A 26,611-nucleotide genomic window follows, 5' to 3' on the forward strand; every position below is an offset into this window, starting at 1 on the left:
GGCAGATATGATATGCCAATTACAGAATCAAGCTCAGAGCTTCGCTGTCCCCTCTGAAAAAAAGCAATTTATTAGACACTCCTTTTCATTAATTGTTGAGCTAAATCCTCCCCCCGGAGCCTTGGAATTGTTAATACTTCCATTACAACTTCTGATTTAAAATTTGTTGCTCCTATCATTTTTAGCATTCCTATCACACCTATTTTTCCCTTTTGATGGGTCGTTTGGCTTCTATATCTATTAGAAAGCAACGTTTCTATAAGGGGACATGAGAATAATTGATAGTGCAGTTGCAATTTCGTGGAATAATTACCCCAATCCACCATTATCATTGCTTTTGTGTTAGGGTTGGCCGGTTTGAGGGAATGTGCTACAAAACTACTGAACCCAACAGGTTTTAACCGATTTATCTGCCCTCAAACCCAGATGGGGTGACAAGTATCTTTAAAAGCTTTCCGAAGTAAGCGTTTGACCAACTTGAGTTTTTAAAAAAATCAGGAATTATTCACTCTTTTGTTGGCAGACATTTTAATCAACGATGGCTCACTGTAAGGTTGATTCATCAAATGATTAATTTTATGAGGCATTTTTGGCCCATGAATCTTTCTTGATCTTAGAGGCTGGAAGTCTTGCTTTACCAAGCGTTGAGGACAGTTGTCACCCCATCAGATCCGACGGCTGTCCGCCTGGGATGCCTGTGCGGTCATTTAGTCCATGTTTATTTCGGTATGTGGAATACGCTATCTGGTCGGTGTCCCCCTGGGATGCCGGTAATCTACATTTTGTCTGTGCGGATTTCAAATGGCTATAAGATTAAACATTTCGCTCGCGTGACACCGGCTTTTCGCGAGTTTCGCCGACCCCTAACAGATCCACCTACAGTGGCAATTTCACCGGCCTCATAAAATCCACCGCCCCCATGACATCTACTGGTGTCTCAATGCTGGCAGAGCCACCGACGCCGTAAAATTCACTGGCCTTTGTATGGGAGAGGATTTAGAGAAGTCGGGTATCTACTGACAAAATGGTTGGCAAGGGGTGCGGTGCGAAATAAGGGTTAGCGATTGAAGTCCACAACCGGGGTTAATTAATCAGGGCTTCTACATTTTGTCGGAAGGCCATTAAAGCGTGCTGACCCTGATAGTCCTTTATAGACCAAAAGATAGAATCAGATACTTCTAGTGACACAATGGTTTTGATTTCAATATTTGTGTTGTAGCCTGCTATATCTCCTAAGCGTTTGCCGTGACTACCTTCGCCCTGCACTTGATTAATTGTGTAGCCGCTTACATTATTGCTTTTAAACAAATTGATAATCGCATCTTTTAGCACTGTTTCAGCAATAATGGTGAGTAGGACTGCGGGTTGGACTGGGCTGGTTTCAGGGGGCATGGAGGACTCCACAGAGTAGATTTGGGGTTGTCTAGGTAATTGAGAGGGCTTTGTTGCCAAAATATTGTCAACGCTTGCTTCAGTTAATGATACTTCTACGCCATCAGGTTTTGAAACTACCTTAAGTTAGGTATTGCGCTTTGGACAAAGAAGAGAATGGTTGCGCGCCTAATAAATGCGAAGTGCATTGGAGTTTCGCAGGTTTAAATGTTAACAGGAATTCCGATAATTTTATAAAATAATCACGTTGCTTTCGCTGAAATAGTTTGAATTTGAACGTCATAATATAAGTCAATTTAACGGTTAATTAAAGAATAATAGTTCGTTTTTTCCATCTACCGGCCCCCAAAAATCCATCAGCATCTCAAAATCTACCGACTCTCGAATATCCTACCGGCCCTCGAATATCCATCGGCCTCCGAACCCCCACCGTCCGAGCAAACATTCACCTGTATCACCATATCCACCGGCGCTCTGATATCCACCGCCATCAGAAAATTCCCTGGCCCCTCTAAAGAAACTGGGTCTATCACATCCATCGGGGCCGGTGATTGCAAATAAGTTTTTAGCGGACTCTTGATTTGCTTGATTTGTTTGACTAAACCATTCTCTCCGTGTGCAGAGGCTCGATAGTTGGATGCCTACATCTGGCTTGGAGGCCGAGGCGGATGACATTGGGCCATTAGGCCGGTGTATTGTGTTGGCCATTTCACCCTTAAGTCTGCTATCAAATGCCGGCCTTGACACATCTGTGGTGGGTATGCGGTAGATCGCACTGGTGTCATAAAACCATGAGGCGAGGAACCTTCGGCTTTACAAACGGTTTTGAAGAATACTGTAGCTCACCTCCCGTGATGTGGGTAATGCCGGCCTAGGCGCTTCCTAGATATTGTGAGTATTTTTTTAACCTCACATCCAAAGATACTGATATCTGGGGTAATGCGGGCTCCATCAATAAAAGCGGCTCACCCTACTAGACAGCTTTTACCTTTTTAAAGGAAGCAAAGTTTTACCCTAAACTTCTTGTTATGTAAGAAGTATAGTTTTTTATTAATCTCTTAATTTAAGTAAAATTGTATAATTTTTACGAATTCTCTTTTTTTTGTATGTGCAGACATTTGATAAAAAACTGCTGTTTTATTATTTTTTTTTGTGGGCAACAAATCTTTTAGGCTTGGTAGTTGCGCCCTATAACTGTATGGGAAGGGGAATTTATCGCAGAGATTCAGGCAGAGTCCGCCCGGTCAAGTATTACTTTATAGAAACTTTATTTAGACGGTACTTTTTTAAATTTTTTATGAAGTTAGCAAGAAAGTTGGTTGAATAACTCAATTTGTGAGCGAGTTTGAGATATAGTTGCAAAAATAGAAAAATATTAAAAAAAAGTATATGTAAGCTAAAAGTATATGTTCCAAACAGCAATTCAAAAAGAGAGCCGCCAGCGCCTTAAAGCAGGGCTGTTCTTTTAGAAATCAACAAATAACAACCGTTAATTCTGCTTGTTAAACCATTACAAAGGGTGTCTAATAATATGGTTCCTGAGAGCATCTCCCCCAACGACAGTTTAAATTTAGCTTCTATTCCCGCCTTAAGTTCCAGCGATTTAGATAACTCACTTGGTACGGCAGATATCAATAATAAATCGGCAGGAAGTGAGTCGGTTTCTCTCAACTTTGACTCGGCCATAAATAGCGATTCAGTAGACACTTTGAATGGTAAAGATAAGGATGTTGATAACGCTGTAGCAGAGTTTATTTTAGGCACGGAAAAAATAGATTTACTGCCAAACACACCGGCCACATCATCACAAGATTTAAACAATGCTGAAGTTGATTCCGGGGAAGTTTTACCAGAAACCCAACCTTTAAAAACGCCCACTATACCTGATAATTATAGCAAATTAAATACTTTTGGGGAAACGGATTATTTTAATGTTAGCCAAAGCGGAAAAGCTGAAATTGAATCTGGTTATTATGAGGCGCTTTCCAAAGGGGAATTGGCTATTTTTAGCTTGGAAGGTATGGATAAATTTAAGGCCGGTTCTGTAGAATTTATCGCAGAAGCTGCTCGTCGTGCTGCCAGCAATTCTCACCTCGGTTATGTAGTAATTTCCGAGGCAACGGAAGAACATAATTTGAGTGCGTCTGCTGGAGAAAAAACAAACTCTAAGTCGGGGAAAGGCAAGAAAATTAGAACTTATTGTATGCCAGCCGGCTCTCAATTTGGGGTAATGTTGGTACCAAATGGTACGGTAGGGGAAGTGTTAGCAAATTCTGAGATTGAAAGTGGCAAGCGTCCGCTATTTGGTCGGCAAATTATAGAGTATCTCAACACACCTTATTTAGAAGCAACCATTTCAGAGGGAGTGTCAATAGCAGAAGCAAATTTGCTGGAAATAATGCCGGGGGAATTATCCAAAACTGGCTCAGAAACAGTTGAAGAAATCACTCAAAAAACGGAAATCACCAACGATGAAAAAGTGCTGGGGGGCGATAATTTAGGAGAGACAACAAAAGCTGAATTTCAAAGTGTAGATGAGTCTCCAGTTATCCCAACCAGTGAGATTCTTGGCAAAGAAAATGATATCAATTGCACTGAGGGTGACAATAAATTTAACCCGATAGAAAATGGAGATTTGTCAGAAAAGAAAGATGGAGAATCGGCACTTTCATGCAACGCATCTCCCAAAGATTTACAATTTAGTACGCAGCATTTTTACAAGAGAGGTGATGTTTTTCAACTCACCGGCAAAGTTTTTGATTTAAACGGCGTAGATGATATTGAAACTCTCAAGATTTCCATCAGTAAACAGATGGAAAATGGAAAGTGGAAAACAATAGAGGTAACGGAATTAAGGGAGTTTAAAGAAGATAATGAGTGGGCAAATTTTTCTTATGAATTACCGAATTTAGAACCGGGGAAATATCAAGTCAAACTCATTGCTCGTGATGAGGCCGGTGCTGTGAGTAATCACGCGATTAATGAGTTTACATTTCTTTCGAGTTCGGAAACGAATAACTTAACAGATTCCGTCTTATTTGCCATTGATAATGCCACAAATTTAGGCTCTTATACTGCTGAAGAATTGGCAGAAACAAAGCAATGGCTTGTGAGTGTGCAAGAAGGTGAATCTGCGCCTGATTTAGCGGCGTTAATGGGCGCAACAAATTTAGGAGAAACCGGCCTCATTCCGAATACTTATATTTTTGAGTTTCCGGCAAATATTGAGCCTACAGAGATTATTAGTGAATTACAAAGCCAGTTAGAAGTCGAGTATTTTTATCCGCTAACTTGGTTTAATTTAAAAACTTATGTACCGCCTTCAAGTTTCAATACAAACGACACTTTAGTATCAGAACAATGGCACTTAAATAATACCGGACAAACGGGAGGAACCATTAGTGCTGATGTAAATGGATTTCCGGCGTGGAATATTTCTTTGCCTGGAAATCTTACACAAACCGTCAGCGGTGCAAATATAAATTTAGGAATTGTTGATGATGGCGTGCAGCAAAGTCATCCAGATATATTGCAGCGATATGTGGAACAATTGAGCCACAATTTTAATATTGAAGTTCAAAATGCACCTCAATCTTTAAATGCAAGTCAAATAGAAATTGAACCGCGTCGCTTTATAGATGAGACTTCTGTAACCTCAACCGGCGAAATTATTATTGAAAGTGTACAAGAAATTTGGCGTCCTCAACCGACAGACCAAAATTATCTCTTGGTTTCAGGCGATTCTAATCAAAGTACATTGGGGATAACTTACGGCATTGAAGAATTAGCCGTCAAGCGAAAAAATAACCCTAACGATGGAAGTTCGAGTCCTATTTTGAACCCTTCAGAAATTCAAGGGCAAGCAGAAATACTTTACGGAATTGATGAATTAGCTGTCACCTACAGAAAAGGCAAAAACAGTCCAAACGATGTAAATGATCCAATAAATCCCGGTGACAGCGACACAGAATTTATCGCGGCTATGTTGGGCTATAATGGCCTGGAAACATTGGCAGCCAAGCGTAAAAATTCCCCCAATGATCAAGATTCGCAAGAACCCGATAATTCTCCAGACATGGCAGTTGTTGCTGTTTCTGGCGATATTAATAGTTTAGAATCCTTAGCGCAGAGAAAGAAAAACACCCCTAATGATGAAGAGTATGACTTAACAAAAATTGACACTGATAAAGAAGCCGCCTTAATTATTGAAAGCGCGTTGCAAGAAGTTTTCAAGCAATGGAATATTCTCCCTAAAAATCCTCTGGATAATAGCAATGATGTAGCTTTGCGCTTGCAACCAAAAACCGAAGAAAACACAGAACCTCAATCATTTATCACCGGCACCGACACCGCCAACATCGTCTCAGAAATCCTCACAAATAACCCTGCCGAAATATGGGTTTATGGCAAGCCCAAAAATGGCGATGCTGACTCAGTTGTTTTAATTTCTGGCAAAGATTCGGCAGCGGTTGCTGATTCTATTTTAAAACATGATTTAGCACAGATTTCTGTTTGGTGGAACCCGGCACCCAATCGCCAACCTATCGAAGATCCCAGCATAGTTTTTGACCGCGTATGGACGGGGGGAAATGCAGACGAAGCATCGGTTAGAAGTGGAGAAACATTTGTCGAAATTGGTACAATTTTAGGCCGAGAAAACTTAGAAAAATTGTGGGAAAGATGGAATGATGATAACAGCGGAAGTGCTACAAATCAAATTCCCAATCGGCATGGTACATCTGTTGCGGGGGTAGCGGCGGCAAGTGCCAACGAAACCGGCATTATGGGTGCTGCGTATGAGGCGGGAATTGCAAATGTGCAATTGTTGGGAGATCACCTTGTTACAGATAAGCAAATTGCGGATGCTTTAATTTATCAAAACCAAGCAATTGATGTCTATAACAATAGTTGGAAACCAGGAGATCCTTTTGTTGGTTCGCCGCTGGTTAATTGGGCTTTTGAAAATAACGTTAATAATGGGAGAAACGGGTTAGGAAATATTACTGTTTTTGCGGGTGGAAATGATGGTTGGGATGGCGGAAATGTAAATTACAATAGTTTTGCCAATTCCCGTAATACGATTGCTGTAGCCGCGATTGATCACAATGGCGAACAATCGTGGTATGGCGAACCAGGCTCCTCTTTATTAGTTTCTGCTTATTCTTCTGGGGATGGGGTTGGTATTACGACAACCGCAGCCAGTAATGATGGTAATGCTGCTTATACTGATAGTTTTGGCGGCACATCTTCTGCGGCGCCTTTGGTATCGGGTGTTGTTGCGTTAATGTTGCAAGCAAATCCCAATTTAACACAGCGTGATGTGCAGCATATTTTGGTAGAAACTGCGGAGAAAAATGATGCAACTGATGAAAATTGGGTTGTGAATGCTGCGGGGTATGAGGTTAATTATAAGTATGGGTTTGGTGGGATTAATGCAGAAGCAGCGGTGAAAACGGCGATTAGTTGGAATGGGGTATCGCCAGAAATTGAAGTTGAGTCGCCGGTGCAGCACGTTGGAATTTCTATTCCTGATAATAATAGTGCCGGTGTTGTTTCTGAGATTCGTATTGAGCGGGATATCAAGGTAGAATGGGCGGAAGTAATGCTGGATATTGATCACTCTTGGCGAGGTGATTTGGAAGTTAAATTAATTTCACCAAGTGGGACGGAATCGATTTTAGCAGAGCCGCATTATGACCCGGAAGATGGGTATAAATGGGTGTTTACTTCTAATCGTAATTGGGGTGAATCTTCGCTGGGAGATTGGAAGTTGGAGGTTTCGGATCGGTTGAGTGGGGAAGCCGGTGTTCTGAATAATTGGAAGTTGAATTTGTATGGAACTGAACAAGTTATTCCTGGTGACAATTCAAAAAATATCGTCAATATTTCTACCACCGACGTAGATGCCGGCGAAGATGGAAACACCGGCACCTTTACCATCACCCGCACCGGCGACACCACCGGCACTTTAACGGTTAATTATGCAGTAGCCGGTAAGGCAAAATTTGGCAGTGATTATTTGGGGTTAACTGGCAGTGTAACCTTTGATGCCGGTGTTACTTCCATGCCACTTAATATCATTCCCATCGATGATAATTTGGATGAAGACGACGAGATTATTGAGGTTATTTTAGGCGCTAATTCTGCTTATAAAGTTGGCACAAATAATATCGCCGATCTGACAATTAAAGATAACGATGACCCGACAATAACCATCACTGCAACTGATGCCAATGCAACAGAAGATGGCAATGCAGCGCAATTTGTAGTGACGCGCACCGGCCCAGATTTTAGTAATCCTATAACCGTCCATTATTCCCTTGCCGGCATTGCTACCAATGGCACAGATTATCGACAGTTAACCGGCACCGTTATCATTCCTGCGGGGATGAGTTCAGCCACAATTCCTGTTAATCCGATTTTTGATTACAATGTCGAAGATGATGAAACGGTTACGCTGAATTTAATTGATACCAGTTTCTATAATTTAGGCACGAGTGCCGGTGCGACAGCAACGATTACAAACAGCACGACAACTGATTGGTATGGGCCGTTTGTTTATGAAAATCCTGCTAACGGACACCTCTATATTTTGAGCCAGCCTGACACTTGGTTAGGCGCACAAAATCAGGCTCAGATATTAGGTGGAAATTTGGTGACGATTAATGATGCAGCCGAGCAAAATTGGATAAACCAAACTTTTAATAGTCAACCTTTCTGGATGGGAATGACGGATAGCGAAATTTATGGAAAACAACCTGGAAATTATCAATGGGTAAGCGGAGAGCCAGTCACTTACACAAACTGGTTACCAGGAAGTCCATCTAACTCGGTTTGGGGAAATCAAACTGAAAACTTTGGGGAATTAAATCGTGAGATAGTTGGCTCGTGGAATGATTTAACTGATAATTGGTTATCTCAACCCGGCATTATTGAAATTGACCCCACGACGTTAAGAAAACCGATTGTTAATTTCATGGTGACAGATTCGCAAGCAGGAGAAAATGGCAATGCCGGCCAGCTTATTATCTCTCGCGTTGGCAAATTAGACGAAGCTTTGACAGTTAATTATACGGTGGCGGGAACAGCAACAAATGGCAGTGATTATGAGGAATTAACCGGCACAGTTACTATCCCCGTCGGCTCGTCTTTGGTGACAATTCCAATTCTCGCGCTTAACGATAATGACGTTGAAGGAAACGAGCAAATAGTTGTTAATTTAGCCGCTGGAAATTATCAAATTGGTAATAAGCCGGTTGCCCAAGTAACGATTGCTGATGATGATAGTGGGATTTTCCCGGTCAATAACACACCCACCCTCAACCCTAGCGCATCGCTGACAAATGCAACGGAAAGCGCGCCATACATCATCACCTACGAAACCTTACTCAGCGCCACCAACGCCATAGACACCGATGGCGATACGCTAACTTTTCGCATAGAATCCGTTGGAGCAGACATACCAACTAAAAACGGACAGCCGGTAGTGGCCGGTGTGACGACTCTATCCCCCGGAGAGTCGCTGGTGTGGACACCCACGACTGCCGGTGCCCAGATGCAGGCGTTCAGCGTCAGCGTCAGCGATGGGGTAGGCGCAAACCCCGAATGGTTGCCGGTTTCCACTCCCATTGCCATTGATGTGTTTAAGCCGGTTGTCAGCATCACCGCAAGTGATCCCAACAGCACAGAAGGCGGGGATAGCGGCGAGTTTACCATCACCCGCACCGGCGATACCACCAACCCCCTAACAGTCAGCTACAGCCTTGACAATAACGGTTTTTGGGCATACCCAGTTGCCACCAATGGCAGCGACTATGAAACCCTCAGCGGCACTATCACCATCCCTGCCGGTGCATCCTCCGTGAAAATTCCTATAAATGTGATTGATGACGACGTTGTTGAATGGCCCGAACGAGTCAAACTTTTCGTCACCGGCACAGACAATTACCAAGTAGGAAATAACGCTAATGCCGAGGTAAAAATTTCCGACAATGAAACACCTCTCATTCAGCTTTATGTTGAGCAATTTGGTGTGTATGATGCAACAGAGGGAGTTCAAACAGGACGTTTCCTAGTCCGGCGCATCGGCAGTTTATTAGAACCCTTAACAGTCAATTATTCCGTTGCTGGAACCGCTACCCCAGGTACAGATTACACTACTGTTGGTTTCAATGAAAGCACCCAAACCGGCAGCATTACTATTCCAGCCGGTCAACATGATGTCTATATCCAATTAAACCCTATTGATGACACAGAACAAGAAACCGTTGAGACAATTGATGTCTCCTTAACCCCCAATTCAAACTACAATATATGGGCAGAACGCGGAACGAGGACAATTAATGTTCACGACAATGAAAACAAGTCGATTTTTAACGTTAATGCCACCGATTCTACAGCCACAGAAGGCAGCGACTCCGGACAATATACGATTACGCGCACCGGCGATCTTTCTCAAACAGTTACTTTGAAATACAACATGGGAGGAGATTGGAGTAACTCGACAAACAATGGCATCGATTACGAATTTGTACCCAACAGCATCACCTTTGCCCCCAATCAAACAACAGCCACAATTACCATCAATCCCATTGATGATAATCTCGCTGAAGTTACCGAATCGGTAGTTATAAATCTCATCAGAGATCCCGCCTACCTTGTTGGAGATAACGGTGACAGAAGATTACTAATTTACGATAATGAAAGACCCGAAATTGAATGGCAACAACAGCTAGGAACCAGCGCTGATGACACTGTAAATGCCATTGCTATTAATAATGGCAATCTTTCTTTTGCCACAAATGGCGAGTTAATAGGAACTGGAGGCGATGATAATATAGACATCGCCTTTGATAATTTCGGCAACTGGTACAACCTATCAAAAGGAGATTCGTTGACTTATCTCTCGAAATACAACAGTGGCGGGGGTGTGGAATGGCAGCAGTCTTTTGGTGTTAATTCAGAAATGACAAAGTTAGCTGTTACTCCTGATGGTAGCGTTTATATAACCGGCAGCACAACAGACAATTTAGACGGAATCAACGCCGGAAAATTAGATGCTTGGATTGCCAAATTTGACAGCACCGGCACTCAAGAATGGGTAAAACAAATTGGCACTCCTGATGATGAAAAAGCCACCGGTATTGCTATTGACAATCAAGGCAATGTGTATATCACCGGCACCACAAAAGGAGGCTTAGGCGGTACTCGTGAAGGAGATGGCGATGCCTGGGTAGCGAAATATAATTCTAGCGGTTCTTTGCAATGGACAGAACAAATTGGAAGCATTGCCGAAGATATCAGTTATGGAATTGCTACTGATAATAACGGTCACATTTATGTAGCTGGAAAAACCTACGGATGGTTAGGAGAAAACTATACCGGAGGGCCTCGTAATTGGGTAGGAGATGCGACCGCCAGATACGAAGCTATAATTGGCAACAGCTATGGATTGGGCGGCATTTATTATGGTAGCGGTGATGCCTGGGTAGCACAATTAAGCACCGATGGAGATGTTAATTGGAAACGACTTTTGGGAACCACCGGCGAAGATTCTGCTAACAGTATTGTGGCGGATAATACGGGGGTCTATTTAACCGGCACCACGACTGGAAAATTAGGAGACACACAATTTGGAGGACAAGATATTTTCTATGCTAAATATAATGTGGCCGGTGCTTTACAGTGGAAACAACAACTTGGAACAACGGCAGATGATGTCGCAAATGATATCGTTTTAGATGGAAATGGGTTAATTATTGCGGGAGAAACTAGCGGGAATTTAGAGGGAACAAATCAAGGGGGAGAAGATGCCTTTGTGATTAAATTATCGTAGAGTTGCCGGTAGTTTTAGATTGGCGACATCGGTTTTAGATTGGCCGGTTGTATTCGCTACCGATCATTCACCACCCCCAGAAGCCACCCGTTAAAGAGTATCTACACGAATAATAAAACCCTTCGGGGTTAGAAAACTTTATGCTGTACCATTCTAACCCTGCCCTAGCGGGGGTTTTTTCATTTAGCAAGATTCAACCAAACAACCTTGCAGGCGGCAAAAAAAAAACACCGGCCCGCTCTCCCGTTATTAATAATTTTTCTAAAAACACATACTTGACATAGCTGGACAACTATACTATATTTATCCGAGAGCAAGCCCAGCCAAAAAAATTCTCGCTTTGTGATGGGCCGGCTCACTATTTATGGCATCTACCGGCCCCTACAAATGGACAACACACCTTTTTTTACAATTGATGGCAACAAAATTACTCTCACAGAAACCCTAAGATATCTGCGATATGCCGGCGGGTTTCAAAGGTTTATGAAGGATATTTTGCGGCAATATATTCTTGAAAAAGAAATTGAGTCTCAACAAAACTCAGAAGTTCCCTATTCTCAAATTACGAAAGCGATTGCAGAGTTTCAAGAACAGGCTAATTTTAAAGATAGAAATCAGTTTAGTTCATGGATGAATGCAAATGGACTGACTTATAAAGAGTTTGAAGAGCAAGTGGCTTTTGGCATAAAAGTTGAAAAATTAAAAGCCCAAATAATTGCTGAGAAATTGGAAGAGGTATTTGCCAACAGAAAAGGAGAACTTGATCGAGTGGTATTGTCTCGGATTATTTTGAAAGAACAAAAAGAGGCCGATAAAATTCAACAAAAAATTTTAGAAGATAGCAGTAATTTTGAATTATTAGCCAGAGAATATTCAATTACAGAGGATAGATTGGCCGGCGGGATGATGGGGCCGGTGAGAATGGGTGCTTTAGGAGAACCGCTAAAATCTGCCGTTTATCAGGCAAATGTGGGGGATTTAATTGGGCCGGTGGAAATTGAGGGACGCTATTGCTTATTTCTAGTCGGAGAAAAATTGCCGGCGGTTTTGGAAGGCGCACTTAAGCAAGAATTGGGAAACCAAATTTTTGAAGAGTGGCTACAAGAAAAGCTGGCAAAACTTCAAGTAAAACTCGAAGTTGCTTTGCAAGATAAAGTTAAGGATTAATAGCTAACTTTCGTTATAGTATGTAGGCTAAAAAATATGACCTATTTAAGCAAAAATTTTTTCAAAAAAGTAGCGCTTTGCTCTGTATTAATTAGCGTGTTAACAACGGGGACTACACGCAATGTCTTCGCACAGATTACTCCTGATAATAGCTTGGGGGGTCAATCTTCAATTGTTAATCCCAGTGGAATTGTACAAGAGCAACCGGCAATTATAATTCAAGGGGGTGCAAGAGTTGAAAATAATCTTTTCCATAGTTTGCGAGAATTTAATATTGGCAACGGAGAGCGAGTTTATTTTGCCAATCCTGCGGGAATTCAAAATATTTTGACGCGGGTAACAGAAGCACAATCTTTAATTGACGGAACTTTGGGAGTTGATGGAACTGCGAATTTATTTTTAATTAATCCGAGAGGGATTATTTTTGGTGGAAATGCACGTTTAGATATTCAAGGTTCATTTTTAGCATCTACTGCTGATAGTATTGTGTTTGAAAATGGTTTAAAATATAGCGCCGTAAATCCAGAAACTCCTTTGCTGACAATGAGAGTGCCGGTGGGTTTACAATTTGGGCAAAATGTGGCTGCGATAAATGTTGCAGGAACGGGACATAATATCACTACAGATGACATAGGCGCGTTTTTGACGGATCAAAGAACCGAAGGGCTGAAAGTTCCAAGTCAGCAAAATTTAGCGCTAATTGGCGGAAATGTTGATTTGAATGGGGGAAACTTAACGGCACCGGGGGGACAAATTCACCTGGGAAGTGTGAGTGGAGAAGGGTTTGTTGGATTGAATTTAACTCCTCAAAATTGGCAGTTTGATTATTCAAATATTCAAAGTTTTGGTGATATTAGTTTAGCAAATGCTGCGTCGGCGGATGTGACGGGTGGAAGTGGTAAAATTGATGTGCGGGCCGGTAATCTTTTATTAAGTGATGGTTCAGGACTTTTTGCTTTAACTGAAACAGATCAAGACTTTGGAAAAATAAACATTGATGTCAAAAACACGATTAGCATTAGTGGAATTTCAGCAGATAATGCAGTTCCTTCTGGTGTGTTTACAGAAACAACTAGCTCTAATCCAGCAGGTAATATTGACATTGTTACAGGAGATTTGATGATCACACAACAAGGTCAAATTTCCTCATCCACCTATGGCGAAGGGAAAGGAGGAGATATTACGATAAAAGCCAGAAATTCCATAGAAACAAGACAAGAAATAGAAGAATATGTTTTTGTAACCGGCATTTTCGCCAATTCAGATGTAAGCACCGGCATCGCAGGAAATATAACCATTGAAACAGGTCGATTAGTGGTTGAAGATTTGGCAGAGATTAGTACGACAGCTTATAGCACCGCCGATGTAATAAATCCTCAAGCACTGGGCGGCCAATTGACAATAAACGCCTCAGAAATCGAAATAAAAGATACTGGAACCGGCATATTTGCGAAAACTTACGGTACTCAAAATAGCGGAAATATAATAATTAATGCAGGCCGATTAACTGTCAGCAACGGCGCTCAAGTTAACGCATCTTCAGCAATAAATACCTACTTGTCAGAAGAAGACAACCCTTATGAGATTCAATACGGAAATGCCGGAAATATAGAAGTCAACGCTAGGGAAATAGAGCTAACAGGAAAAGGTGAATCGCCTAGTGGGAGTTCTATATTAGCGCTAACTATTACTTCGGGAAACGCCGGCAATTTAACTATTAACACTCAACAGTTCTTAATTAAAAATGGAGCTACCTTGACAGTTAGTGGTAGACAACCAACAACCAGAGAATTAGAATATTTAAAGCAAGAATGGCAAGAGTTACCGACTAATTATCAAATTGGAAACGCCGGTATCTTAACCATAAACGCAAATGACATTCGCCTAATTAATGGTGCAATTCGAGGAGAAGCTGTATCCGGTAAAGGGGCAAATATTACAATCAATACTAATACCCTGGTGGGACTAAACAACAGCGATATTTCTGCCATTGCCGGTGAACCAGGAAACTTTAATCAACCAGGCGAAGGGGGAAAAATAGAAATCAGCTATCAAGGATTATTTGGATTACAACCCATTACTAGAAACCAAGCATTAAACAGAACAAATGGCAGCTTTAATCTCAGCGAGATTAATAGCAATGATATTGCCGCCTTTTCGGTTACTAATCCAAATCTTAACGGCCAAATCATTTTTAACTCACCCGAAGTAGACCCAACCACCGGCGCAATTAAAACCCCACAAAACCCAGCACCCATACCCCAAATTGCACGCGGATGCGAAGCACAACCAGGGCAAAATACAAGCTCATTTATAAACACCGGCACGGGAGGACTACCCCCCAACCCAAGCACCCCCTATCTGGGAGTTTCCGCATGGCAAGATCCCAACTCACAACCCCTGCAAAACACCCAATTAATACCCACCCAAACCAACTCAAATCAAATTAGAGAAGCCCAAGGATTTGAATGGGCAAACGCCAACAAAACCCGCATTAGACTCACCGCCAATTCTCGCAACGTAACCCCCTCTAGCTCTTGGCAAATACCGGGAAATTGTTATGGAAAATAAAACTTTTTACGGCATTTTGCCGGCAATCAAAAACTCCCTATTCTTGCCCTCACTATTCTTACTATGGGTTCCCTTTGTATATCTCACAAAACCGGCCCACAGCCAAACCCCAATCCCTCCCAGAGAAACCCCCCTACCGCTACCTGCCCCCATTCCCGCACCGCCACCGGCCCTAGAAATCCCCATCCCAACACCACCGGCCCCCGAAACCGCCCCCGACAGCCCCCAAACCATCACCGTCAAAGCCTTTGACTTCCAAGACAACACCGCCCTCAGCGATGAAGAACTAGCCGAACTCACAAAAGACTACCTAAACCGGCCAGTCACATTTGCTGATTTATTTAAAGTGCGAGATATTATTACCGAGGCTTACATCAAAGCCGGTTACATAACCACCGGCGCTTATATACCGCCACAAGAAATAGACTCAGAAAACGCAACTATACAAATAGAAATTGTAGAAGGAAAAATCGAAGAAATTAGAGTATCTGGCAACAGCAAGCTCAACCCCAACTATGTAAAATCCCGCCTCGAACTCGCCACCACTGCACCCCTTAACGACAAGAAACTCACTGAAGGCTTGCAACTCTTGCGCCTTAATCCCCTCATCGACAACATCCAAGCCGAACTTCTACCAGGCAGCGATGCAGGAAGAAATATTTTACAAGTTAACATCACCGAAGCTAACCATTTTAACTTATCATTAAAACTCGACAATAACCGCTCCCCTAGCGCCGGCAGTTTGCGGCGAGGTGCAACACTGTCTTACAACAACATTGCCGGTATTGGTGATAACTTCAGTGCCAGTTATTTCAACACAGACGGAAGTAATCAACTTGACCTTTCCTACCAAATTCCAGTCAATTCTCGCAACGGAACCGTTAGTTTTACTTACCGCACTTCTGACAACACTGTCATCGAAGAACCCTTTGATGAACTCGATATCAACGCCAATTACCGCAGCTATGAACTCACCTTTCGTCAGCCGGTTATTCAACAAATAAAAAACGAGACAATTCAAGAATTAGCATTAGGATTAACCGCTCAATGGCAAAAAAGTCAAACCTCAATTTTAGGCTACGATGCACCGCTTTCGCCGGGCGCAGATGAAAGCGGACGTACCCGCATTTCTGCCTTGAGATTCTTTCAAGAATGGACGCAAAGGAACGCTCAACAAGTCTTTGCAGCCCGTTCCGAATTTAGTTTAGGTTTAGGCTGGCGAGCAACTGTCAATAACGAACCCCCCGATAGCCGGTTTTTTGCATGGCGAGGACAAGCCCAATGGTTGCGGCTTTTAGGTGAAAACAGGTCTGAACCGCTCTATGCACCGGCCATTTTACTACGCTCCAACGCACAATTAGCTACCCGCGCGCTTCTTCCTTTAGAACAATTTGGTTTAGGGGGACAAACCAGTGTCCGAGGCTACCGACAAGACGCGCTTTTAACCGATAATGGCATTTTGGGTTCCGCAGAATTTTGGCTGCCGGTTGTCCGCTTTCCCCGCCAAAGAGCAGTTTTGCAAATTGTGCCTTTTATTGATGTGGGTGCCGGTTGGAACAGTTCAGGAAACGAATCTCCTAACACTAATACTTTCGCCGGTGTGGGTGTGGGTTTGCAGTTTCTTATGGGCGAAACATTGCGGGCAAGATTTGATTGGGGAATTCCTTTAGTTAATATCGATTCTGGTGACAAAACATGGCAAGAAAACGGCTTATATTTTTCAGTCGAGTACAATCCTTTTTAAAACAGTCGCTCTTGCTATTGTTGTTGGGAATATTTACATTTGTTTTAGTGTTAAATTTCCACCAAATGCCGGCAGTTTTTGCCCGTGAACAAGTTGATGTCGGTTATTCTCTGCAACTAAATAAAGCACAACAGCTTAACAGAGAAGGCAGTTTATTGTTAGAACAAGGGGAAGCGCAAGCAGCTTTAAATGCTTGGCAAGAAGCCGTAAGCTTATACGAAAAAGCTGGTAACATTAACGGAGTTTTGGGCAGCCAAATTAATCAAACATTTGCCTTGCAATCTTTGGGAAGATATCGAGAAGCATTGCAAATTTTAAAAAATATTGATGAAAAAATTAAAACAGCTTCTGATCCGCTGCTCAAAGCGACTGCAAAATTAAGTTGGGGGAATACCCTTCAACAAATTGGCGATTTAGATAACGCTTGGTGTATGTTAAAAGATGGATTAAAATTAGTTGAAACAAATCAATCTTCATCGGTTTCTCAAAACCTTAAAACTCAAATTCAACTCAGTTTAGGAAATACGGCGCGATTTTTCGCTAAAAGAATAAAATCCGAACAAGGTGCAGTGACGAGCGAACAAAGTAAAGCCTTTATACAAACTTGCGAAAAAGATAATAAACTTATTACAGGAAATTATCAAGACTTTGATCAGCAAGCAAAAAATTATTATGAGCAGGTATTAGATTTAGAAAATTCTCCAAATCAACGGCTGACATTACATCTAAACTTTATAAGCTTTTTGGTAGAAGCTGGAACTCTTAAAGATGCTGAAAATTACGTTGGTAAATATTGGCCAGAATTGGAAAGAGAAATTGAAAAAATCTCACCAACTCCGGCAGGAATTATGGCGAGAATTAATTTAGCTCGAAGTTTAACACTTCTTGAAAAGCCGACGTGGGATACTAAGGCAGAAGCTCTTTTAAATAGGGCAATTTCGGAGTCAAAAGCTCTAAAAAATGAGCGTTTGTTATCTCAAACAACGGGTAATTTAGGATGGTTTTATAAAGAACGAAATAATATAGAGAAAGCTACGGAAAATACAAAAGAAGCGGTGCGAATAGCTCAAGCAATTGGTGCCGAAGATATTGCTTATCAATGGCAGTGGCAATTGGGAAGAATTTACAATAAGAAAGATATTAAGAGTGCTATTAAAGCTTACGAAGCGGCGGTAGATACTCTTCAAAAAGTGCGGCAAAATTTGGTTGGTATTGATGCCGGTTTTGAAGGCGTTACCTCGAATTTCCAGGCGAATTTTACGGAGGAAGTTGATCCGGTTTACCGGGAGTTGGTGGGGTTGTTGTTAGATCCTGTAGCCGGTGGAAATTCACCAGAAAATATTAAGGAAGCTTTAGGGGTAATTGAGTTATTGCAATTAGCAGAGTTAGAGAATTTTTTGCTGTGTGATTTATCGCAAGTTCAGAAAATACAGCCGGCGCGAAGTATTGAGGAAGCGAAACAAAAAGTTGATGAAAAGTTGGCGGAAGTTTTTAAGGCTGATCCCACAGCAGCTATTATTTACCCCATTATTTTAGAAGACCGGCTCGAAGTGATTCGGGTTTTGCCTGATGACAATTTGCGTCATGTAGCAACGGTAAAAGCTAAAAAAGAAGTGGAAGAAACGATAGATGAATTAAGAATAGCTTTGCAAGGAAACAACACTGCTCAATTTAAGGGTTTGTCTAGTCAAGTAGATCAGTGGGTTATTTCTCCATTTCAGCAAGAGTTGGAAAACAAAACTCTTTTGTTTGTACTGGATCTGCCTTTGCTGAATATTCCTATGGCAGCTTTATATAATAAAGAAACGGAAAAATATTTGATTGAGGAAAATCCAGTGGCTTTAATTTCTAGTTTACAGTTACTTGATTTGAATCCTTCCGAAACAGGTATTCCTAAAGCCTTAACTGCCGGTCTCACAAAAGGAAGACCGGAGCGGGGAATAGAGTTCGGTAACCTGAGCTACGTCACGGAAGAACTCGATGAAATTAATAAAGTTTTATTGGATTCGGTAAAATTTATAGATAAAAATTTTACCGAAAGCAGCATACAAGATCAGCTTAATTTTGGCTTTTTCCCTATCATCCATTTAGCCACTCACGGTCATTTCAGTTCAAAACGAAACTTGACATTTCTTTTGGATGGAGTTGCGATTATTGATATCGAGGATTTAAGGAAAATGTTGGAAAGTAGGGATAAAATTCAGGCAGAAAGCATAGAATTACTGGTAATGAGTGCCTGTGAAACTGCAAAAGGAGATAGGCAAGCAGCTTTGGGATTAGCAGGCGTTGCAATTCGCGCAGGCGCTCGCACTACCATTGCCTCACTGTGGTCGGTAGATGATCTTTCAACTTCAATTTTAATGCGAGAATTTTACAATAATAAATATCCCCTCTCTTCTAACAATTCAATTGTCTCTAAAATGACAAAAGCAGAAGCATTGCGTCAAGCGCAAATATCACTCATCCACAAACCTGAAAATATAAATTACCGCTTTCCTCGATTCTGGGCGCCGTTTGTTTTGATAGGCAATTGGCGTTGAAAACGCTTGTTACTCCTAAATTGTCATATTTTATTTGCAAGTCATTGGTTTTTCAATCAAAGATTCTAACTTGTTAGCAGTTAATAACGAGTCCCACTCTGGTTTATTTGCTGGATTACTATTATTACACCGGCTTTTTATCAGTTCATCGATTGTATCATACCAATATTTTTCATCTTGGTAATTAGGACGGGAACTGCTATCGACTGATTTAACCCACCCCTGAAGTTTTATATTTTTGGCTGGTTCTTGGGAATCACAAATAATGTCAAGAGTCCAGTTATACCAAATGTTTTTTTCAAAAAGAAGAGAAGTTTTAGCTGAGGGTAGAGGAATAGAAGTAAAACCAGATGTATCAGGTAATTTTATGATAGTAGGTTCTAAAAAAATACTGTCATTTTTACTATTATTTACAATCGTCAGTTCAGCTTCCAGATTGGAATGAGGTTGATTTGAATCATAGTCAACATAAAGCCACAAGGTTGTATGTTGTTTCCCGGTTCCGCCATAAATCTTTGGAGTCGGTACTAATGCAGTCACCGTCACATTGTGTTTATTTTGAGCGATGACACAAGTGCCACGTTTTCCTGCTCCTCCTTGCTGCGTAGGTCGGCCATCATCACCGCCTGGATCATCCTTATCTTTTTCGGAAAGAACAGGAGAACTGGAAAAGCTAACCAAAGCAAAAATCAGAGCGCAGGTTAATTTGATAGGATGAAAAAATGGTTTCATTTGAGTAATTTTCCTAGTTTATTGTTGATTTGTTTTTGAGTTTCAGGATTGCCATAAATCAGTAAAGCAGTGCCGGTGAATATCAAAGCGAGTGCAGATGGAACCAACGGCACCCATACAGCCTGAAGGAAAAAAATAAAACAAATTCCATACAGGCTTGTGAGAGCGCTGCCAGTGGCTATTATTAACTGTGTAGGAGAGCTAGTTTTCCAAACAATTAAACCTCCCACTAAACCCCAAATTATAATCCAAAAACGCTCTATCCATTCAGACCAAGAACTAAGGAGAGGACGGTTATCTAAAACAGCACTAATAATCTGACTTGTCATGTGTGCGTGAAGAATAACCCCCGCCATTTTTTTATTATAAGGTGTGTAATGCTGATCTTCATTATCTATTTCCGAACCAATTAAAATAATGGCATTTTTAAATTTACGGAGTTTTGCATCTCCTCTGCCTTGTAAAATTTCCCTGAGAGAAATTTTTTCAAAATCCGCATTCCGATAATTGAGCATAATTTGAAATCCATCTGCTTGACCATTCGGCAATTGATATCCCCCCGTATCTGCTTCTAATTTGCGAAAGGAAGTTTGACCTATTCTTATTTCATTGGGAGACTCCCGTTTGATACTCGGATTATCTTTTGTGTTTTCTAAATAGCGCATAGCCATACGAATATTGAAAGACATAGGAGTGTCACAAATATCATCATCGGCCATTCTTAGAAGTTGACGACGAACAAAGCCATTTTCATCTAAAGGAATATTAGCAAAGCCTACTGTGCTATTTTTCTGAAGATTATAAGGAGGATAAATAGAGGGGTTTTCTAAATTATGACCCCATTTACAAATCGCAACAAATTTCGGAAGTTTATTAATACTTTTAATTAAATTAGGAGGCAAATTTCTATCCCGATAAAAATCTAAACCAACAGCGATAGGTTCATATTCGGCAACTTTCGTTAAAACTTCACTTAGAGCTTGATCTGACAGAGAATCTTGGCGATCTGGATAGAGATCTTTTTGATACTGGATATCAGCTTCACTCACCGTAACCACCAAAATTCTATCATCTTTAGTCTCCTCCGGCCTCGCCCGCATAAAATGATCAAAAGCACCTAACTCCACCGGCTGCAACATCCCCAAAAGCCGCATCAAAACAATCAAAAAACCACCGGCCAACCCCCCCAAAACTGCTTGCTTCCCCGAAACCTTCCGATGTAAATCTTTCCATTTCGGCGCTTGAATACCCCCATTTTGAAAAACCACCGGCAACCAATCAACACAGGGAAATAACTTCTGAAACTCCTCAGAAATTCTTTCCCGCGCCTTCCGTACCGCCACATACAAAGGCTTATTTCTATACGCATACTCCAACAAAAAATACTCCAAAAACTTCTGTGCAACAATATTCGGGACTCGTTCCCGCATCGCAATTACCAGCGGAATTTTTAACTCACTCACAAGCTGGCCGGCCAATCCCAACCCATCACAAGAATTCAACAAAACAATCTTTAAACCCTTATCTCTGGCATTCTTTAAACTATTTTTAAACTCCTCTGGAGTCAACTTTTCCGTAGAATTAATATATAAATCACCCGTCTTTAAACTACCATTACTCGAACTGTGACCGGCAAAAAATAAAATATCCCACTGTTTATCCCACAAAAGCTCACGGACTTTTTGCAAACTTGGTTCTTCAATAATTGCCGGTTCTGCACCCACCAAAGATAACCGCTTTAAATCTTCCTGATCTTTGCGGTAATCAATGCCGGTGCGGTCGCCACATAACGCTAAAATCCTAACATTTTTATGAGGAGTTGTAATCACCGGCCTTTCAAATTCCCCAAACTCCGCCGGACTAAAAACCACCTCCGCAAACGGATAATCCTCAAAAAAATCCCACTCACACCAGGGCAATTTCCATAAACTTACATCCCCCGTTTTAACCAAAATCCGAATTTCCTCAACTCGGCTTAAATTCGTCCTCATTACCTCTTCAACCTTGCGAAAAGTTGGCGCATCCAACCATTCATTAATAGCCGTTTTAATTTCCAAAGCTAACTTTTGGCAACTTTCCAAAGAAACCGGCTTATCGTTTATCACCTCCTTACGAAACCTTAACTCCCGGTAAAAAACATCTACTTCTCGATTTTTCTCCGGGCAATTTTCACTCTGCGTCCCTGGTAATTTCTGAAAAACAGAACCTAATTGCCGATATTGTTCTCGCCATATTTTATATTGCTCATAAAGATGCGTAACTGCCGGCAAACTTCCCGTAATACCCTCCACTAAAGTTGCCTCATTTTTCCCCTCTTCTTTAATTTCTACCAACTGCACCTGATAGCTCATATCAGGCCGGCATTCCAACGATAACTTAACCAATTTGGCCATGATTTTGTCTCCTTTTTTCTGGCAATTAAATCACAAAATATTCGCTGATGCAGCTTTCACCCCACACCACCTGAATTGCAAATTTTGTTCCCGCAAAATCTCCAAATTCGGGAAGGGAAAGACACTTTTCAGCTTGACCGGCCTCCCTTTTAACTAAAGCCTTTCCTGCTTCATCAAAAACTATTAACTCCATATTTTCAGGCAAATAGCCTTCATTGTTTGTTGTTTGTAATTTTGGCAAAATCCAGATAGTTTCGTCACTATCTCGCTCTAATTCAATCACAAGATCCATAGACATCTTATCAAATTCATTCTCCAACTCAATGCACTTAAAAAACTGACGTTTGCCAGCCCGAAAAGCAAATTCAGGCCGGTTAAAAACTTCTTGATATAACTGCCAACCGCACCCCTTCAAAGCAGCCATCAACTCTTTTCCCTGAGTCTCAAACCACTCACTTAGAGCAGGTAAATTTCGCACCCTACGCTCATACAATTGCTTACGGTACTCATCATTTTCTAACAACGCCCCCCACTGCTCAAAAGCTATCGCTAATCGCGTAAAATAAAGGGTATCTTTACCCAAATTTTTCAGCAAACTTTGCGCCTGCGCTGCATACAAAACAGGCAGATTTTTAACCTGCGGTTTTGCAGTTGCAGATAAATCCATCGCCACCCACATCAGAGCCAAATCTTCAATTAAATCCTCCCTTTCCACAGCATAAGTTCTATCTGTCAAATCGTAACTTCCTCCACGCACCTGCTCATAACTCGTATAACCCCAAACCCGCAACCAACCCTCATCTAAATTAACCTGAACTGGCAAATAATAATCTCCCGCCCAAGATGGAATATCCACCCATTCTTGCGGAATCAAAAACTCTTTAAGATTGCTTTCATCAGTCGGAATTATCACCAGTCGAGTCTCACCCACCCTCATTGCCGTACCATTCACCACCTCCCAAATACTCGCTAAATTTTCGGCACTTGGAAGCATTAAAACGACTTCCTCAAAATCCGGGTCATCCTTCAGCCAGTTTTGGAAAATATTCAAGCACAGAATATTTAAAAAAGCCCGCCACCGGCCCCCATTTGAATGAGGATTATTTTGAGCTTGTTGCCACGCATTTTCGCGTTGTTCCGGCGAAAACTCTAACCATGTTTGAGCGGGATAAATTGCCGTTAATTGCGTTAAACCAAAAGTCATATTAGCAGCCTCCATTTGTAGTTTTTTTCAACCATTCATCCAAAATCCAAAAAATCTTTGCTTCTAGGCGGTCAAGAGAACCATCAGCGAGTTTTAACTCTGCTTCTATCTTTCGTTTTGAATCATTTTTAAAATTAGGATTTTGACCTCCATTCCAACAATAGTATAAAAGCTTATCCAGCCAGATTTCACACTGCTGTTTCAGATACTCACTCATCGGTTTCTCTAGCGAATCTATAATCGTGTCATTGATTCGCTCATCGGGATTTTTCTCATTCCATTGTCTGAAAAAAACCTTTAAAAGTTCCCGTCGATACTTATCTAAACGCCGAGAAATCTTATACTGATTTTCCCCACTTATCACAGCAACTTCAGTTTGAGTCAAACCCAACCCATAATACACATAAATCAAACTTTTTCCCTCATCACATAGACTTTCTAAAGCCCCAGCAATCATCTGTCGTAGATAATTCCATTCATCCTCTTGAACTACCAACTTCCAAGGCTCCCCTTCCATCTCTATTTCCGAGCAATCTTCAATCGGTAAAATACTCGCTTTACGATAATCACGAGCCGCCTGAATACAAGTAGAAAGATACTTTTGAAACTCTCCAACATTTATCGATTCACACGCATATTCCGTTGCAGATAAACGCAAATTAAAAACCTTAACCATTTCTTGCAATTGTGCCTCATTTGGTGGTTCCAAACGACCGTTACTGATCACCGGCTGATAAACTTCCCTAAAACACAGCCATGCTAAAAGATGCTTACTTAAAATCGCTTCTTGAATTCTCTTTAAACCTAAAGCTTCTTTTAGCTCTTTTTTAGTAAGACACCGCAACAAACGGTAATCAGATAATTTACTAGCCTTCAGTGCGATATCATGCTCATAAAGCGTATTTGTGATAATTCTTTGTAAAGTCACCCGTGCATAGCTTTTAATAGTCGCTTCAGGCCGGTCAAATTGAAAACCTCTCAAAATTTTTGCTGGGTTGCTGGCGGCTGTACTAGCGATCTGAAAAAACTCTTCAAGGGGATATCTATTGCGGATGAATTGTAACTTATCGTAGATTTTATGAGAGGCCCACAAACAGGGTTCCTGTAAGTAAGCCGACAAGTGCCCGCTTTCCATTTCTTTTGGATTCGCAGATACATCTCTCAAAACATTGAGAAATTTACGCGCTAAAAAATCCTCTTTAGCCTCTGGATATTCTTTAACCAAAAGCTTCATACTTCTTTCTAACTTTCGGTCAAATTCCCATTTTCTTCTCTGAGAATTTACCAAACAAAGAAAGGTAGAAAATTTACTAACAATAGTTTCACGTCCTGTCATCCTTGTTTCCTTTTTTTTGTGATGATGCGAAACCTTTTATTTAGGCGGTTGCCGGCTTTGATTAAAGTGAATTCCTCACAGAAACCCGTTGTTGGATCTCTACTTGCATTGACAAATATCCAGATAAGATGCTCTGCGTCACGGTGATGGCCATAAAATTCCTTCCCTACATGGTGTCATAAACCTCTTGGGATGGAATGGCCGGCTTTATGCACTTTTGCTAAAAAATTTTTGAAAAATTTTCTGTAAAAGCTGAAAACTCTTACGGAGCTTGGGTTTGAGCTTTTAAGTTTCACTGAGACCTGCTCTATTGCAGAACTCGTACCCTCCTTTATAGTTGCAAAATGGGGGATGTCGGTTGTTGGCAGACATTTTTGTTAAAAAAAGCGGTTCTACATATCGTTTTAGGTTGTATCGAAGTATGGATCGCCTAGTGATATCAAAAAAATTGTGGCGTTGCTGAATACAAGTATGAATTGAAGACTTCAGAAATACTGTAAGCCAAGTAAGATGAGTTTTGTAACTTCCAAGAAAAGTCGGTTCATAGATTAATCAGCAACGCCGACGGTTATATACTAATTTTACGCACCTACAAAACTGCCTAAAACCTGACCGGAGGCTAATTGAAAATTTCCGGAAGGTAGGCCGATAGATGGTGTGCTTATAGCGCCTGAGATGTTGCTTTGAAAAGCGCTTATATCACTCCTTAAACTAGACCCGTTTTGAATAGTGGCCACAAGCTCGCGGCTAAGACCATTAGCAACAAAGATTTGAAACCCAGAAAGATTGGTTTGAATATTGTAGGTTTCACCGGAGCCTAATTGAATTAAATCATCAGACGCAAAATCAGTAATCAGTGCGCTATCACTTCCCCCAGCAGATTTGTAGTAAGAACCAGTGGAATCCCCTAAAATAAAGCGATCAATTCCGGTTCCACCAGTCAGAGTGTCAAATTGCCCAGATCCCCGCGAAAGATTGTCGGCGCCCGTTAAATTATCATTGCCACTCCCACCGAGCAAGATATCAAAACCACCGCCTCCCACGACAATATCGTTACCAGAATTCCCATTCAAAGAGTTGTTACTACTATTGCCGGTGATAGAATCACCATTCAGCGTGCCGGTGACATTGACAAAGTTTTGAACGGTGAAGGGACTGGTCAATTGAGGAACGTTATTAACCGTCAGGTTATTGATGCCAAGGTTGACATTTATAGAAGCAGAACCTGTAGCCGAAGAAGCATTAATCGTGTTGGCTTGACCTATAGCCCCAACAATTTGTTCTACAGAAATTAGCTGATCAAAACCCGCTCCACTTTTATCTATTCCCCCAAAAGGCGTCAGTGTTATAGCTCGTCCTAAGCTACTATAATTAGCTTGATCTGTGCCGGTGTTACCATTGAGAGTATCGTTGCCATTGCTGCTGATTAAAATGTCATTTCCCAACCCGCCATCCAGAACATTATTGACAGCATTCCCAATCAACTGATCGTTCCCGCTGCCTCCGGTTAAATTTTCAATTGAAAATAATGTCTCGGTTATTGTTGAATTTCCGGGAAAACTGACAACACCAGTTTGTAAATTCCCAATAATAGGCCCAGAAAAAAAGCTATAGGTAGCCATATCTGTGCCATTGCCACCAATTAAAACATCAAAACCAAAACCCCCATCGAGAGTATCGTTGCCATCGCCTCCATC

14 protein-coding genes are annotated in these 26,611 nt (G+C 41.4%); 7 read left to right on the top strand and 7 right to left on the bottom strand.

Features of this window, described 5'->3' with window-relative positions; all coding sequences use genetic code 11:
* Window positions 1–629: 629 nt before the first annotated feature.
* A complete protein-coding gene (locus tag NG798_RS23180; RefSeq protein WP_261226086.1) occupies window positions 630–905 on the top strand; it encodes a hypothetical protein in 276 nt (91 codons plus the stop codon).
* 178 nt (window positions 906–1,083) lie between these two features.
* On the opposite strand, the gene NG798_RS23185 is transcribed toward NG798_RS23180, so the two are convergent.
* Together NG798_RS23185 and NG798_RS23190 are read right to left on the bottom strand one after the other, a co-directional pair.
* The gene (locus NG798_RS23185) at window positions 1,084–1,392 is read right to left on the bottom strand and encodes a P-II family nitrogen regulator (protein ID WP_261226087.1); all 309 of its coding nucleotides are present in this window, start codon (window positions 1,390–1,392) and stop codon (window positions 1,084–1,086) included.
* 371 nt (window positions 1,393–1,763) lie between these two features.
* The gene (locus NG798_RS23190; RefSeq protein WP_261226088.1) at window positions 1,764–1,949 is read right to left on the bottom strand and encodes a hypothetical protein; all 186 of its coding nucleotides are present in this window, start codon (window positions 1,947–1,949) and stop codon (window positions 1,764–1,766) included.
* A gap of 80 nt (window positions 1,950–2,029) precedes the next feature.
* Here NG798_RS23190 and NG798_RS23195 point away from each other — a divergent pair, with 80 nt between their 5' ends.
* The 6 genes from NG798_RS23195 to NG798_RS23220 all read left to right on the top strand — a co-directional run bounded on the left by NG798_RS23195 (window position 2,030) and on the right by NG798_RS23220 (window position 19,249).
* Entirely contained in the window at window positions 2,030–2,161 is a 132-nt protein-coding gene (locus NG798_RS23195; protein WP_261226089.1) for a hypothetical protein, read from the top strand.
* A gap of 750 nt (window positions 2,162–2,911) precedes the next feature.
* Window positions 2,912–11,227, top strand: coding sequence for a Calx-beta domain-containing protein (locus tag NG798_RS23200; protein ID WP_261226090.1), 8,316 nt, complete (start codon window positions 2,912–2,914; stop codon window positions 11,225–11,227).
* A 345-nt stretch (window positions 11,228–11,572) separates the two neighbouring features.
* Window positions 11,573–12,394 carry a peptidylprolyl isomerase gene (locus tag NG798_RS23205; protein ID WP_261226091.1) on the top strand — a complete coding sequence of 274 codons (822 nt, stop codon included), beginning with the start codon at window positions 11,573–11,575 and terminating at the stop codon, window positions 12,392–12,394.
* A 36-nt stretch (window positions 12,395–12,430) separates the two neighbouring features.
* Entirely contained in the window at window positions 12,431–14,965 is a 2,535-nt protein-coding gene (locus NG798_RS23210; protein ID WP_261226092.1) for a filamentous hemagglutinin N-terminal domain-containing protein, read from the top strand.
* Window positions 14,955–16,709 carry a ShlB/FhaC/HecB family hemolysin secretion/activation protein gene (locus tag NG798_RS23215; RefSeq protein WP_261226093.1) on the top strand — a complete coding sequence of 585 codons (1,755 nt, stop codon included), beginning with the start codon at window positions 14,955–14,957 and terminating at the stop codon, window positions 16,707–16,709. The genes NG798_RS23210 and NG798_RS23215 overlap by 11 nt, the downstream gene beginning before the upstream one ends.
* Before the next feature lie 65 nt (window positions 16,710–16,774).
* Window positions 16,775–19,249: a CHAT domain-containing protein gene (locus tag NG798_RS23220; RefSeq protein ID WP_261226094.1), complete on the top strand. Its 2,475-nt coding sequence runs from the start codon at window positions 16,775–16,777 to the stop codon at window positions 19,247–19,249.
* Window positions 19,250–19,279: 30 nt separating this feature from the next.
* Here the strand turns inward: NG798_RS23220 and NG798_RS23225 are convergent, their stop codons facing one another.
* The 5 genes from NG798_RS23225 to NG798_RS23245 form a co-directional block, all read right to left on the bottom strand.
* Window positions 19,280–19,981, bottom strand: coding sequence for a DUF928 domain-containing protein (locus NG798_RS23225; protein ID WP_261226095.1), 702 nt, complete (start codon window positions 19,979–19,981; stop codon window positions 19,280–19,282).
* Entirely contained in the window at window positions 19,978–22,374 is a 2,397-nt protein-coding gene (locus NG798_RS23230) for a CHASE2 domain-containing protein (RefSeq protein WP_261226096.1), read from the bottom strand. The genes NG798_RS23225 and NG798_RS23230 overlap by 4 nt, the downstream gene beginning before the upstream one ends.
* Window positions 22,375–22,399: 25 nt before the next feature.
* Window positions 22,400–23,593: a DUF1822 family protein gene (locus NG798_RS23235; RefSeq protein WP_261226097.1), complete on the bottom strand. Its 1,194-nt coding sequence runs from the start codon at window positions 23,591–23,593 to the stop codon at window positions 22,400–22,402.
* The gene (locus tag NG798_RS23240) at window positions 23,580–24,914 is read right to left on the bottom strand and encodes a hypothetical protein (protein ID WP_261226098.1); all 1,335 of its coding nucleotides are present in this window, start codon (window positions 24,912–24,914) and stop codon (window positions 23,580–23,582) included. The genes NG798_RS23235 and NG798_RS23240 overlap by 14 nt, the downstream gene beginning before the upstream one ends.
* A 581-nt stretch (window positions 24,915–25,495) precedes the next feature.
* Window positions 25,496–26,611, bottom strand: a 1,116-nt coding sequence (locus tag NG798_RS23245) for a calcium-binding protein (protein WP_261226099.1), incomplete at its 5' end; no start/stop codon positions are given.

This window comes from Ancylothrix sp. D3o (genome assembly GCF_025370775.1).
GTDB lineage: Bacteria > Cyanobacteriota > Cyanobacteriia > Cyanobacteriales > Oscillatoriaceae > Ancylothrix.

Bases quoted from the DNA above. Each gene is read 5' to 3' on its own strand.
- NG798_RS23230 (WP_261226096.1), bottom strand. From the start codon at position 22,374: ATGGCCAAATTGGTTAAGTTATCGTTGGAATGCCGGCCTGATATGAGC.
- NG798_RS23240 (WP_261226098.1), bottom strand. From the start codon at position 24,914: ATGACAGGACGTGAAACTATTGTTAGTAAATTTTCTACCTTTCTTTGT.
- NG798_RS23235 (WP_261226097.1), bottom strand. From the start codon at position 23,593: ATGGAGGCTGCTAATATGACTTTTGGTTTAACGCAATTAACGGCAATT.
- NG798_RS23205 (WP_261226091.1), top strand. From the start codon at position 11,573: ATGGGCCGGCTCACTATTTATGGCATCTACCGGCCCCTACAAATGGAC.
- NG798_RS23225 (WP_261226095.1), bottom strand. From the start codon at position 19,981: ATGAAACCATTTTTTCATCCTATCAAATTAACCTGCGCTCTGATTTTT.
- NG798_RS23195 (WP_261226089.1), top strand. From the start codon at position 2,030: ATGCCTACATCTGGCTTGGAGGCCGAGGCGGATGACATTGGGCCATTA.
- NG798_RS23220 (WP_261226094.1), top strand. From the start codon at position 16,775: ATGCCGGCAGTTTTTGCCCGTGAACAAGTTGATGTCGGTTATTCTCTG.
- NG798_RS23215 (WP_261226093.1), top strand. From the start codon at position 14,955: ATGGAAAATAAAACTTTTTACGGCATTTTGCCGGCAATCAAAAACTCC.
- NG798_RS23185 (WP_261226087.1), bottom strand. From the start codon at position 1,392: ATGCCCCCTGAAACCAGCCCAGTCCAACCCGCAGTCCTACTCACCATT.
- NG798_RS23210 (WP_261226092.1), top strand. From the start codon at position 12,431: ATGACCTATTTAAGCAAAAATTTTTTCAAAAAAGTAGCGCTTTGCTCT.